This is a genomic window from Eubacterium sp. AM46-8, assembly GCF_003466705.1.
GTDB lineage: Bacteria > Bacillota > Clostridia > Lachnospirales > Lachnospiraceae > Lachnospira.
On record NZ_QSEU01000013.1, the window covers coordinates 37,079 to 51,193 of the forward strand.

The 14,115-nt window shown below is 36.6% G+C and carries 9 protein-coding genes and 1 pseudogene; all 10 read right to left on the reverse strand.

Annotation, left to right across the window (positions count from 1 at the left end):
- Window positions 1-64: 64 nt before the first annotated feature.
- A complete protein-coding gene (locus DW963_RS09555) occupies window positions 65-523 on the reverse strand; it encodes a ferritin-like domain-containing protein (RefSeq protein ID WP_117915361.1) in 459 nt (152 codons plus the stop codon).
- Window positions 524-598: 75 nt separating this feature from the next.
- The gene (locus DW963_RS09560) at window positions 599-1,810 is read right to left on the reverse strand and encodes an iron-containing alcohol dehydrogenase (RefSeq protein ID WP_117915363.1); all 1,212 of its coding nucleotides are present in this window, start codon (window positions 1,808-1,810) and stop codon (window positions 599-601) included.
- 137 nt (window positions 1,811-1,947) lie between these two features.
- The gene (locus DW963_RS09565) at window positions 1,948-2,382 is read right to left on the reverse strand and encodes a hypothetical protein (protein WP_117915365.1); all 435 of its coding nucleotides are present in this window, start codon (window positions 2,380-2,382) and stop codon (window positions 1,948-1,950) included.
- Window positions 2,383-2,435: 53 nt separating this feature from the next.
- On the reverse strand, window positions 2,436-3,077 hold the full coding sequence (locus DW963_RS09570; RefSeq protein WP_117915367.1) for a hypothetical protein: 642 nt from the start codon (window positions 3,075-3,077) through the stop codon (window positions 2,436-2,438).
- A 9-nt stretch (window positions 3,078-3,086) separates the two neighbouring features.
- Window positions 3,087-5,171, reverse strand: a complete 2,085-nt coding sequence (locus DW963_RS09575; protein ID WP_117915369.1) for a hypothetical protein — start codon at window positions 5,169-5,171, stop codon at window positions 3,087-3,089.
- Window positions 5,172-6,326, reverse strand: coding sequence for a hypothetical protein (locus tag DW963_RS09580; protein ID WP_117915371.1), 1,155 nt, complete (start codon window positions 6,324-6,326; stop codon window positions 5,172-5,174).
- A 275-nt stretch (window positions 6,327-6,601) separates the two neighbouring features.
- Window positions 6,602-9,058 (reverse strand): leucine-rich repeat domain-containing protein, encoded by a 2,457-nt coding sequence (locus tag DW963_RS09585; RefSeq protein WP_158568688.1) that lies wholly within the window; start codon window positions 9,056-9,058, stop codon window positions 6,602-6,604.
- 176 nt (window positions 9,059-9,234) lie between these two features.
- A pseudogene (tkt, locus tag DW963_RS09590) lies at window positions 9,235-11,222 on the reverse strand (transketolase).
- 43 nt (window positions 11,223-11,265) lie between these two features.
- Complete coding sequence (locus tag DW963_RS09595) at window positions 11,266-13,125, reverse strand: hypothetical protein (protein WP_117915375.1); 1,860 nt, start codon at window positions 13,123-13,125, stop codon at window positions 11,266-11,268.
- Between the two features lie 98 nt (window positions 13,126-13,223).
- Window positions 13,224-13,988 (reverse strand): hypothetical protein, encoded by a 765-nt coding sequence (locus DW963_RS09600; RefSeq protein WP_117915376.1) that lies wholly within the window; start codon window positions 13,986-13,988, stop codon window positions 13,224-13,226.
- Window positions 13,989-14,115: the final 127 nt, after the last annotated feature.

Genomic DNA, 14,115 nt, shown 5'->3' on the forward strand with positions numbered 1-14,115 from the left:
TATGTGTAAAAATTTCTTACACATAAAGGATTATAACATACAAATATTACATTCAGCTTACAATTTAATCCATTCCATTAACAGTCTTATATTTATAAAGCATTTCTGCATGATTCTGCTCCTCAATCTGGATATCAGCAAGAATCTTTCTGATGGCTGTATCAGCAAAATTAAACACGTTAGTATTATACTCTCCTGATACAAGTTTTTCAGAGCCAATACTGTCTGTTGCTAAAAATGCATCACTTTCCTTATCCTCTGACTTACTCATCACATCATATGTTGCCTCAGGCTCATACTCTTTTCCCTCACAGTCGTTGCAGTCACATTCAGGAACTTTTCCCTCAAGAATCTGTCCTAATGTGTCATAATGCTTCTGCTCATTCTTTTCTAATGTAGAGAACAGCTCCTTTAACACAGGATCTTTAGCATCCTGTCCATACTTCTTGTACTTCTTGATACAGGTCTGCTCCTGAGTCTGTAAATCCTTAATCGTAGTCTTTTCTTTTTCATTCAATGCCATAATAAAAAGCCTCCTGATAATTAATACAACCGTATTATTACCAGAAGGCTTAACATTTATTCTTATATGTAATTATTAGAAGTCAACTTCTGTATCATAGTAGCAGCATGTAAGAAGCTTCTCCATCTCTTCCTGACTTGGCTGACGTGGATTAGAACCTGTACATGCATCAAGGATAGCATTGGCTGCGATGTCGTGTAACTTAGCCTTGAATTCTTCCTCTGATACAAATCCTGTCTCTGCTGGGAGACCACCCTCACCATAATTCTTGATGCAGTGAGGAATATTAAGGTCATCATTCATCTTTCTTAACATAGCGATAAGATTGTCAATCTTCTCATCCTGTGTATTGCCACCAAGATGTAAGAAATCAGCTATAAATGCATATCTCTTAGCTGCTGTCTCATCCTTGGCATTGAACTTGATAACCTTAGGAAGATACATAGCATTAGCTGCACCATGGATAATATGTCCGCCTTCAAATGCTGCACCTGTCTTATGTGCCATTGAATGAACGATACCAAGTAATGCATTAGAGAATGCCATACCTGCAAGACATTGTGCGTTGTGCATTGAATCTCTTGCTGCCATATCTCCGTTGTATGATTTAACGAGATTAGCCTGAATCATCTCCATAGCATGAAGTGCCAGTGGATCTGTGTAATCACAGTTAGCAGTTGATACATAAGCCTCAATTGCATGTGTCATGGCGTCCATACCTGTATGTGCTACAAGCTTAACCGGCATAGTCTCTGCAAGCTCAGGATCAACAATAGCAACATCAGGAGTAATCTCGAAATCTGCTATAGGATACTTAATACCTTTCTCATAATCTGTAATAATTGAGAATGCTGTTACCTCTGTAGCTGTTCCTGATGTAGATGAAACTGCACAGAAATGAGCTTTCTTACGAAGCTTAGGAAGACCGAATACCTTGCACATATCTTCAAATGTTGTATCAGGATATTCATACTTAATCCACATTGCCTTAGCAGCATCAATAGGAGAACCTCCGCCGATAGCAACAATCCAGTCTGGCTCAAACTCTGTCATAACAGCAGCGCCCTTCATAACAGTCTCAACTGATGGATCAGACTCGATACCCTCAAAAAGCTTAACTTCCATTCCTGCTTCCTTGAGGTAATCCTCCGCTTTCTGAAGGAAACCGTTACGCTTCATAGAGCCGCCACCAACGCAGATGATAGCTTTCTTTCCTTCAAGTGTCTTGAGGGCTTCCAAAGAACCCTTTCCATGATACAAATCTCTTGGTAAAGTAAATCGAACCATAATAAAACCTCCGTACATAAATATTTGATTGTTAAATTATAAACAAACCCTATGCTTTTATTATATGCTTGCCCGTATAATAATTCAAGTAAATTTTATTATAATTTTTTGTAAATATTCCATGAACATTTATATTTTTATTTTGCACTTTCCATCATGTTTATCAGTTCTTTTATCTGCCCATCAGATATTTGAGCATGACCTTTACAATTATATGTTGATTTATCAGATTCAGCCTCAAACAAATACATTCTATTCTCGTTATTTGAAATCTTAATTTTTATCTTATTATTAAAATCTACCACAATATCATAAGATTCTGCTGTATCAACAACAGGTACTGAATTCTTGTAAATATTGCTGACATACTCTGCTATTTTATGAATATTCTCTTTATCGTTGATTGAAAATGTCTTATCATCATAGTCAACATTAATCGTCTTACAATACAGCTCAAACCTAGATATACCAACTTTAGGTTTATCCGAATTCAATTTTATAATTATGGCAGCTATTGCTGATATAAACAATATCAGACAAAATATAATTTTTATTATAATTCTTTTTTGCATATGTACTCCCCTAAATATATACGAAAAGCATTTCTAAAAGTTTTCATTTACAACTACATGTTTCTCTTAAACAACATATAACTATCTGCTGTTCCAGTCTGAACCCTATAATAACAAGTCTCCTCTTTTCCATCATTATATATAACTTTTGCCTCTATAAGTATGGCGTTAAGCATGTCATTTCTTTCCCTAAGTACTGTATCTGATGATTGTTTATTCATATACCATGAATATGTACTTGTTGGAAATTCCATATACAATATTAAATCCAGTTCTTTCTGCTCTACTCCCGATATCTTTTTACTTTGCGTTTTAATAACTTTTTTATCAAGAAATTCCTTAAGCTGCATATCTCTCTTTTCAAACTGTGCACGTGCATTATATGCAGTGTATTCTATAGACTTTACAGAGTCTGTATCATACAGCACTGGCCATGAAAATCCCATTATATAAAGATATGACGTATCTGTGTTATGTACATCCTGTTCTACAGACCTGCTGTTTATCTTGAATTCACCCACTTGTTCCCAATCTTCATATGTATCTTCTTTTTCGGGATACTCCACCTCCTGTCTGGCTAAACGGCTGCTGTCACTTGCTGTCTTGTCACTCTCCTGTACTTCTTTATTCTTACATCCAGCTGATACACAGCCACATATAATCATCATCATTATTACAAACTGTTTAAATCTCATACATCCCCCTCACATAATAATACATAATATAGCAGTATTAATAACTATAATCAGAGGTATTCCTTTCCCCGAATTCTTTTTAAAAATGTGCCTTGAAGCGAATACTGTTTCAAGTCCGACTGCTACTGCGAATAGTATCTCCTCTGCCATCAGAATAAGCATATACTGGCTTATTGTTATATTCCTGAATACCTTTGCTGTATTCATATAAGTAAGGCTTATAAGCGGTGCATTAATATATGGCATACCATAAGCCTTATACATTATTATCATTTCGATTATATACAGTAAAAATGCACTTACCCCTACCAATATGCATACAGCAGCTGCCTTAACTGTATGTTCCCATCTTCTCCCTTTCTTAGACGAGCCAATAAGCATATTCATTCCGTTCTTATATTCCACTGAGTTTTCAGTCTCTGCAATAAGAACAACTCCAAATCCGAGTATAATATATATAAGCAGTTTTCTCGTTGCTCCTTTACTGCCAAATATCTGGTCGTATCCCCGTTGTGACATAACATACGCATCTATTCCGTACTGCTCTTTTATCTGTGAAACATATTCAATCTGCTGCATATATTCGCTCATGTTATCAAGCAGTCTCTCAGCATCCATGAGGTTGTACACATATCTGCTTACATCATCCTCACTAAGTTCTCCCCGCTCATACTGTTCTCTTGCAGTATCCAGCTTTGCCTGTGCCTCATAAACATCATTTTGTCTCTGCTCTATAAGACTAGTAAATCCACTGTAATCCCTGCCACCATACTGCTGATAATATTCATCACGCTTCTTTTCATCTTCAGAATATGCTATTTTCTGGTTATTACATATAAATATTGTTATAAACACAACAACACATATTACAATCCAGCCTCTTGCTGTTATTAAAAATTTGTACATTTCTTTCCAGAAATGCGGAAGTCTGGACAAAATCCTTTGAACTCCATGTCCGATTTTTTCAATCATTTTTCCTATAAAGCCAGCACTTCTTCCCGGACGGATAACCTTTCCAAGTAGCGCAAGAAATATTGCTGATATTACAGCTATAATAATACACACCATGCACAGCACATTTACCATGCTCACAGGAACACCTGCTATCATGATATTATCATACTTCCTGAGTATATTGCTTACATTCATCACATTTATTATATTAATCTTCTTGAAAATTCTTAATCTGCCCTGCATTGATATATTCTGGTATGCAAATGCTTCCGCTCCGGCAATTATACCCACCAGCACAATTGAGCTGATTCTTTTCCTGCATAACGCAAATACGAGTGATATAACAAGCACTATTGCAATAACTATTAAAGATATAATCATATATCTTATATAAAGATATGTCATTACGCTTATCGGATAAGTGAAATTATTATATCCTGTCAGACACTGTACAGGTGCTGTAATGGAATCCCAGCCACCATACAACATAAGCATAGAGACAAGACCGCATAACTGCATAATCAGTGATACAAATAAAGCCCCCAATCCGACTGCAGCAATGTCCTTAACTGCAATTCTCATTCTTCCATTGACAGCAGTATAGATAATCTGCCACATTCCATTATCCCTGTATTCATAAATGATATAAATAATATATATCATCAACGCAAGAACGATATAGATAGAAATATCATTCTTCAGAAACTGCTCAACTGCCCTGCTGTTTAATTCCCTAACCTGTACATTTTCAATCCTTTTATAATCATTTTCCGTTTTATTGATATTTGCTATTGATTCTGATGTACCAAACACACTAAATTTTTTCATATTCGAGGCTTTTGTAATAACTGCTTTGACACTTTCTGTATACCCATTAATATAATCAGACTTTTCCTTGTATTCCTTTGCAAGTCTCTTAAATATTCTTCTTTCATCCTGTGCCAGTTCGTCAGCATGCTCCTGTATCTGTTCATCTGTATGCCCATTAATCAGCCAGTTGTACTCTCTTACTTTAATCTTATAATTATCTATTCCACAGTCTGAAAAGTCCCCTGCAAAAACAGCCACGACACATATACATGCCGCAGCCAGAATTAGCAATATTGTTTTTCTATTAAGCAGTCTCCCCAGTTCCTTCATCTACCTAAGCTCCTTAATATCCCCTTTTTCAATGTTGCTCTTATCAATATATACAATTCTATTATTCACAGATGAGAACATAAACATCTTCCTGCTGTCCCCATGCATAATTGAAAATATCTTTTCCTCGTCTGGAATCGTTCTCTTTGCTATAAGCTTTCCATCTATGCCTAACTGATATATCGTATAATCAAGTGAACTGCTCTGTTTGTTAAAATACATTGCCATACTCTTATATCCTTCATCATCCATCCAGATATAATTTCCGTCAAATGTTATATAAAAATATCCTTTATCATTATCACTTTTATATATGCTTTCTGACTTGCCGCTGCCAAGATCATATTCATATATCGTTCCATCTCCAAGCCCGCTGTAATACAGCTTGTTATTATCTGCATCTATACAGTAACTATACACATTCTTGTCAAGCAGACATTCAGTATTTTCCCCTGTAATTCTGAATATTCCTTTTCCTTCCAACGAATATAATCCCTTATCATCTTTTGAAACAGATGTCTTTAAAAAAAATGTGTCACTACCATATGTTTTAAGTGAATTAATTCCTATACCATATCCCGTTTCTTCATATATTTTATCGCTCGAACCCGTATCAAGATTACATCTGTACAGCCTTACTGTTACATTACCTTCTATATCTCCCGTTATCTCTTGAGATACATATGCATATCCATCATTGAAGCACATTGACACACTATCCTGTCCACTCAGGACGCATATGCTTCCAAGGTCTGTTCTCTGTGTTCCGTCAGCACTTATCCGTACAAGATTTCCCTTGGAACTTATCATATATATGTACGAATTATAGTAATACAACTCACTTTTAAACTCACTTCCTGAAATATATGCCATGCACTCTTCTCCATCATGCCCACATTGTGGTTTATTACATAACACAATGCTTTCTTCTGACTTATCATCATAAAACATAAGATTATCAGCTGATGCGCCACATTTATCAAGATAATAATATCCTGTATCACATCTTGCCACCATATGCATGCTTTCAGAAAAGTATGACTGCGTATTATCAAGCTTATCACTTCCTACGGTTATCGTATTACCCGTTTTCCCCTTACACGACACAAGCAAAACTGACATTATAACAATTAACCCTGCTGTAATCTTTCTCATAAAATCCCCCTTTTGTAACTGTACTCCACAATTTCACAATTATTATATATAATTATAATCGTTTTCCCCAACAATATCAATTCACCTTTTGGCGCATTCTGCACTTGACTTTTATTTTTGGCACATTCGGTAATATATGGCATATTCTGCACTTAACTTTCACTTTTGGCGCATTCGGTAATATATGGCATATTCTGCACTTGACAATATAAAAAATAGCTTGGATAATCAACTTTTTGGTTTCATATCCAAGCTATTATAATTATTGGTTCATATTATCTGTTATACTTCTTCTTTTTTGCAGAAAGTAAAACAACTGCGCCACTGATTCCTGCGATTATTGCATACATTGCTGCCATGCTGTTGTCACCAGTCTTAGGAGCAACTGCTGGTTCTTCTACTGCTGAAGGACTCTCTGGTGTTACCGGTTCTGTTGGTGGTGTTACAGGAGTTTCTGGTTCTTCTGGTACTGTTGGTTTTTCAGTAATATTTGTTATAGAGATATTAACTACTGTCTTATTGCCAGCTATATCGAATACATCAACATTAATGTCTGTATTCTTTGCAAATGTTTTCTTGTATGTTCTGTCATCTACCTTTGTGAAGCCTTCTATTGCCTGTACATTTTCATTGGCTGTAAGTGTTACTTCTACGGCATCATATGTTATTTCTTTTGTGCTGTATGTAACTTTAACCTCCGGTGCTGTCTTATCAATATTAGTTACTTCTACTGTTACTACTGTCTTATTTCCTGCTATATCATAGACTGTTACATCTTCTTTTGCATTTGATGTATATGTCTTCTTATAAGTGCTGTTGTCTACCTTTGTGAAGCCTTCTACTGACTGTACATTTTCATCGGCTGTGAGTGTTACCTCTACATTTCCATTAGTCAGCCCTTTCGTGCTGTATGCAACTGTAACTTCTGGTGCAATCTTATCGATATTAGTAACCTCTACTGTTACTACTGTCTTATTTCCTGCCATATCATAGACTGTTACATCTTCTTTTGCATTTGATGTATATGTCTTCTTATAAGTTCTGTCATCTACCTTTGTGAAGCCTTCTATTGACCGTACATCTTCATCGGTTGTAAGTGTTACCTCTACATTTCCATTAGTCAGCTCTTTAGTACTGTATGTAGCTGTAACCTCTGGTGCTGTCCTGTCAATATTAGAAATATCTACTGTTACTACTGTCTTGTTTCCTGCTATATCATAGACATCTACGCTTTCATTAGCATTGGCTGTATATACCTTACGATATTCCCTGTCAGTTACTTTATCATATCCAGCAACAGCCTGAATATCTTCATCAGCAACAAGTGTAACCGTAACATCTTTATTTGTTAATTTTTTTGTAGAATAGTATGTTTCCACTTCAGGCGCACTAACATCTGTTACATCATATACAATTTTTGCCGAATATTTGTAACCATGACAATGATATCCTATATCTGCTTTAGCTGTTGCTACATTCTTATCAATAATAACACTTTTACCATCTTCTGAAAATTTACAACCATCTAATCTCACTACAGTTGAGAAATTCAAATTCTTTTCAAGCTGTTCTGTATATACAAATGATGTATTATCATATATTGCATCTAATACAATCTGAGGCAGCTCAACTGTATCCTCTGAATTGGCTTTAAGATTATATACCTGATTATTAATTTTTAACCACGTCTGGTTATTAGTATATTTTTCCTGAAGTAACGAAAAATCTGTAATACTGTTTTCTGTTAAATCAAGTGCCTGAAGATTAGAAACTATTGGTTCTAATGCTTTTATGTCTGTTATGCCACAACCTGCTGCATATAAGTTCCTAAGCTTGGTAAGATTTCCAAGTGCAGAGATATTTCCGTTAATTGGAACTCCCCCTAGAGTATCTCTTCCAAGATATAAAGTTTCAAGATTAGTAAGATTTCCAAGTGCAGAGATATCTGTTACCAGATTACAACGAATAGATAAAAATTCTAAATCTGTCAACTCTGAAAGTGGTGTAATATCTGCAATATTATTATTATCTAAATATAATGTCTGAAGCTTTGTAAGTTTAGTAATTGAAGATATATCCGATATATCATTTCCCTCATAATTGAGATAACCAAGTTCTAATGATGTCAACCCTGTAAGCTTATCAGTTATGTAGTTAAATCCTTCATTGTCTATACCACATGCTTCAAGACTTAATGTTTTCAGGTTAGTCAGATTACCAATTGCTGATAAATCAAGATGCTTTGGACTTTCTATTTTTAATGATGTCAGATTAGTGAGTCCGGCAATATCATCTACACTTGAAGCATGTGTTCCACATATTTCAAGTTTTGTAAGTCCTGTAAGTCCTTTTAATGGTGACAGATCAGAAAAAGTACCTTCTGGTACTTGTCCATCATTGTAATATGAATCCCAGATAATCAGCTCTGTAAGACCTGTAAAGTTCTCAAGCCCTGATATGTCTTTTATGAACTCATACTTACCATATGGTGCCTTTATTCTAAGTGACTTTACAGACTTAATATCTTCTTCATTCATAGTAATCTGCATCTTGTCATCATCGGTAGTAATATCCATATTACTTAAATTACTTACCACCTGTTCATACACTATTGAGTCCTTAAATGTTATTGTTACTTTGTTGGCTGCATACGCAGTCTGTGATGACATACACAATGTAAACACCATCACCAGTGCCAACACAAGCACTGAAATTCTTTTTATTGCTTTCACAAAATTCCCCTCCTTTAAATTGTAAAAAGTCATATTGATTTTATACCTATTGTATACATATGTCAAATTATTTTATTAACAACTCTTTATAATATAAAGAAATCAGGGATTCCAGTTATATTTAATAACCGAAATCCCTGATTTTTTATATTAATATTCTTTATTATTCTATCATCTTAGAAAAGGCTCTTAACAGTGTTAACTACATTCTCTACAGTGAATCCGAAATGCTCGAATAACTGGTTAGCCGGACCTGAAGCTCCGAAGCCCTTCATGCAGATAACCTTTCCGTCAAGTCCTACATATCTGTACCAGCCGAAGTCTGAAAGTGCCTCAACTGCAACTCTCTTTCTTACACTCTTAGGAAGGACTGATTCCTTGTATTCCTCTGACTGCTTCTCGAATACATCCATAGATGGCATACTAACTACTCTTACATCTATTCCTGCATTCTTAAGCTCTGCCTTTGCAGATACAGCCAGGTTAACTTCAGAACCACTTGCAATAATAATTCCATCTGGAGTCTCTTTATCAGAATCCTCAAGAATATATGCACCCTTAAGTGCTTCCTTAGATGAACCTGCCATCTGTGGAAGATTCTGTCTTGTAAGAACTAATGCTGTTGGCTCATCCTTAGATTCAATGGCATATTCCCATGCAAGTGCTGTCTCTGTTCTGTCACATGGTCTGAATACTGTGAAGTTAGGCATTGAGCGGAATGCTGCAAGCTGCTCAATTGGCTCATGTGTAGGTCCGTCCTCACCAACTCCGATACTGTCATGTGTGAATACATATATAAGTGGCAGTTTCATAAGTGATGTAAGTCTTGCCATTGGCTTTGTATAATCACTGAATACGAAGAATGTTGCAACGAATGGTCTTAATCCACCATGAAGTGCAAGTCCGTTACCAATTGCTGCCATAGCCTGCTCTCTTACACCAAAGTGAAGGTTAGTTCCTGCGTAATTCTCCTTAGAGAAATCTCCTGCATCCTTCATATTAGTCTTATTAGATGGTGCTAAATCTGCCGAACCACCGATAAGGTTAGGCATTACATTCTTAATCATGTTAAGAATTGTTCCACTTGAACTTCTTGTTGCTTCTGCCTTCTCTGGCTTTGCAAGGTATTCCTCAGAATTGAATAAATCGGACATATCACATCCATTGTAGTACTTATCCCAGAGTTCCTTCATCTCAGGAAACTTCTCACAGTATTCAGCAAAAAGCTATTCCATTCTTCTTCCGGTTCAGCCATTCTTGCTGCTATCTCTTTATAATGGTCATATACTTCCTGTGGTACTTCAAAATCACCCTTGCATGGCCAGTTAAGATTTTCCTTAAGTGCTGCAACATTATCAATACCAAGAGGCTCACCGTGTGCGCTTGCCTTACCCTGCTTTGCAGGACAGCCATATCCTATCATTGTATTAACCTTGATAAGTGAAGGTCTTTCCTTATCAGCCTTAGCTTCTTCAATAGCCTTGCCGATAGCTTCGATATCATTGCCATCAGCAACCTCGATTGTCTGGAAGCCAAATGCTTCAAATCTCTTCATTACATTTTCTGTAAATGCAATATCTGTGCTTCCTTCAATTGATATATTGTTAGAATCATAGAATACAATAAGCTTTGAAAGGCCTAATGTTCCTGCAAGTGAGAAACACTCTGATGAAATACCTTCCATCATACAGCCGTCTCCACCAAGTACATATGTGTAATGGTCTACTACATTGTATCCATCCTTATTAAATACTGATGCAAGATGTGCTTCTGCCATAGCCATACCTACTGCCATAGCCATACCCTGTCCAAGAGGTCCAGTTGTTGCTTCAACACCAACTGTATGACCATACTCTGGATGTCCTGGTGTCTTTGAGCCCATCTGTCTGAAATTCTTTACATCATCTAAAGAAAGATTGCCAATTCCAAGTAAATGGAACAATGAGTAAAGAAGCATTGAACCATGTCCGCCAGAAAGAACGAATCTGTCTCTATTCTCCCACTTAGGATCAGCAGGATTGTAATTCATATGGTTAGTCCATAATTCATAAGCTGTTGGTGCAGTTCCGAGTGGAAGTCCAGGATGTCCTGAATTAGCCTTCTGGATTGCATCTGCTGACAATACCCTGATTGCATTAATTGACATTTCATCGATGTTAATCATATTTTCCTCCCTGTGTAAGCACATCTGTGCATAATATTATAAGTTATCTGTCTTTAAAATCTGCCTCTGTCAAGAATATAACATCACCATTCTCGCTTCTCTTCTTCTTAAGTCCGCCAAAGAATCTTCTTGATGCTCTCTTTTCAGAATTGACAATTGCCTGATTGATAATTTCCTTGATATCATCAAGTTTAATATTATCATTCACGTTATGGAGTTTGTCAATCTTAAGATACAGTTCTAGTAATGCATCATCATCAACCTCATACTGTCTCTTTCTTGCGAATCTCTTCGCCATCTCAACAAGCTCATTAACTGTGTACTGCTTAAGAACAATTCTGTGATTGAATGTCTTGGTAAGCTCAGGATTAAAATTGATAAGAACATTCATGTCTGTATCTGAATCTTCAAATATGACAATCATTCTTTCTGTATCCTGTTCAAGACAGTTAAGCAGTTCATTAATTCTCTTAGGCTGGATTGTTCCTGCGCCTTCAACGATAAGAGCTGTTCCCTTAAGTCTTCCCATTGCCTTGGCAATACCTCTCTGGTTAATACTCTCTCCTGATGTCTTAGCAATCTTCTTTGGCTGGTCTGGATATAAAGTATTAATAGCTCTTATTATAGTTCTTGCAAGGTCTGTCTTATCAGAACTTGAATTACCAGAAATAAGAATATTTCCTGATGCTGATGAATTCATCTGCATTTCATCGTCAATTGTATCGAAAAGATCAGCTAACTGTTCCTCAAGTCCTGGCATATCTCTGTATTTTCTGAATATCTTTGCCAGTTCTCCTGTAAGCTTCTTCTCTCTCTGCTCAGTTTCTTCAATCTCTTCTTCCATAGTCAATGGCTGTTCTTCTTCCTGTCTGGTGAACGGAATTACTGTTTCTTCCGGCTCAACACCTGCAGCTACCTCATCTGGTACAACAGCCTCCTCACCTTCTTCTTTATTGTCTTTATTATCAATATCTTCATTCATAATTGAATTGATATCTGAAATCATTGATTCTGACACAGTTGGTATCTGTGCTGTAACTAAAGGAATATCTTCATTCTCTATAGCAGTTGCTGCCTGCTCTAGTCTCGCTGCAGCCTTACCTGTTCTTATTGCAAGATCCATTCTCGCTGAATCAACTGCCATCTGTGCAAGAGCTGCTCTCTTTGCTCCTTCCTTATCAATCTCCTTACCATCAGCCAGTGCTTCTGCTTTCTTCTGCTCTACGAGCTTTTCATAAGCTGCACTTTTCTCGTCTTTCTCATCAAGATAACGCTCAAGCTCTGACTTGGAAAATTCCTTAGTATCCTGCTTGCCATACTTTTCTTCTCTTACAGACTGCATCCACTCTGTTATATCCATCTGGCCTTCAATCTGGTCATCATCTTCCTGAGCTTCTGCATCATCATTAACAACCTGTTCAGCTACAGGCGCCGGAGTCTTAACCTCCTCTGCAGGCTGTTCTTCCTTATTCTTAGAAGCTGGTACAAATGTCTTAACATCGGCATCTTCTTCCTCATCACCGAACAAGTCACTCATCTTGGCAGCAAGCTCTTCCTGAAGATTTCTTGTATCATATAAATTGTTATATTCAGGTACAGGAACATTAATATCTATATTCTCTGCTTCCTTATTGATTCTTTCCTCAGCTTCTTTTCTCTGTTCAGCTTCGTCTTCTTTATTGATCTGCTCATAGTTATCAGCTAACTTCTGCTTTGCATTCTCAATAAGCTCCTTAAGTGAGACATTTGCCTTATTAATCTCGCTTGAGAAATTCTTCTCTCCATCTTTGCTAAGTGTCTCAGAAACCTCTGGCTTCTCCACCTGCGGAGTCTCTATCTTAGACATAACAACAGAGCTGTCCTTAGTATCATCAGCATCTTCATCCTTATTCAGAGCTTTCATTAAAAATGCTTTGATATCATCATTCTGGTCGTTCTGTACAAGGTCTATTGAAAGAGGTCCTTCCTCCTGTTCCTTATCATATTCAGGAACATTAAGACTTACCTCTGGTGCAGGCTGTTTACCAGATGCTTTCTGTTCTTTCTCATCTTCTTCACGGAAACATCTTCAACTTCATCTCTCTTAAGATTAGCAAGCTCCTTCTGCTTTGCAAAAAGCTCTTCCTTATTAGCTTCATCATCGCTCTTTCTCTTCATGACATCATCTAAGATACCCTTCTGTGTCTTAGTAAGAACAACACCAAGCTTTTCCTTTAACTGGACTGCCTTCTCAACATATGTACCGTCCTGAAACCACAGAACGATATTATCACATATCTTAATACATTCTTCTTTTCTTCCAGTCTTATAATATAGTCTTGCAAGCTCATACATATACTTTTCATCAATCTCATGATCTCTGTATTCCTCTAAGATACTTACAAGTTCATTATCTGATGCCTTCTGTGCCTTTCTGAGGTCATAATACAGAATGAATCTGCTTACATCATGCTGTGAAGATTTGCTGTATTCTTCATAAAGCTCGTTGGCATTATCAAAATCTCCAACTTTAATAAAGAATTCAGAAAGCTTATATACAAGCTTTCTTCCTCCGAGGTTTCTATTATAAGCAAGAATAGCCATATCTCTTGCTTCTTCATAATCCCCGACTGCTTCCTGTACATTAATGGCTGTGGCAAGTGCCTGCCAGTCCTTAACCTTGGTCCAGTTAATATCCTTAGCTATGGCTGCTGCCTCTGCATATTCTTTTTTCGCTGCCAGTTTCTTAATCTGGTCTATCTTAATTCCTAATTCGTATTTATTCATAAATATACATTCCTCATTCCAATGCTTACTCGTTGAATGTTGTGAATAATCTAATTGTCGTATTTTACAACTCATTAAAGTTTAGCACAGCCTAAGTTCATTGTAAACCGAGTTCACAGAATTGTTA

Coding starts and splice junctions, on each gene's coding strand:
- DW963_RS09555 (WP_117915361.1), bottom strand. CDS start 523: ATGGCATTGAATGAAAAAGAAAAGACTACGATTAAGGATTTACAGACT.
- DW963_RS09560 (WP_117915363.1), bottom strand. CDS start 1,810: ATGGTTCGATTTACTTTACCAAGAGATTTGTATCATGGAAAGGGTTCT.
- DW963_RS09565 (WP_117915365.1), bottom strand. CDS start 2,382: ATGCAAAAAAGAATTATAATAAAAATTATATTTTGTCTGATATTGTTT.
- DW963_RS09570 (WP_117915367.1), bottom strand. CDS start 3,077: ATGAGATTTAAACAGTTTGTAATAATGATGATGATTATATGTGGCTGT.
- DW963_RS09575 (WP_117915369.1), bottom strand. CDS start 5,171: ATGAAGGAACTGGGGAGACTGCTTAATAGAAAAACAATATTGCTAATT.
- DW963_RS09580 (WP_117915371.1), bottom strand. CDS start 6,326: ATGAGAAAGATTACAGCAGGGTTAATTGTTATAATGTCAGTTTTGCTT.
- DW963_RS09595 (WP_117915375.1), bottom strand. CDS start 13,125: ATGAAAGCTCTGAATAAGGATGAAGATGCTGATGATACTAAGGACAGC.
- DW963_RS09600 (WP_117915376.1), bottom strand. CDS start 13,988: ATGAATAAATACGAATTAGGAATTAAGATAGACCAGATTAAGAAACTG.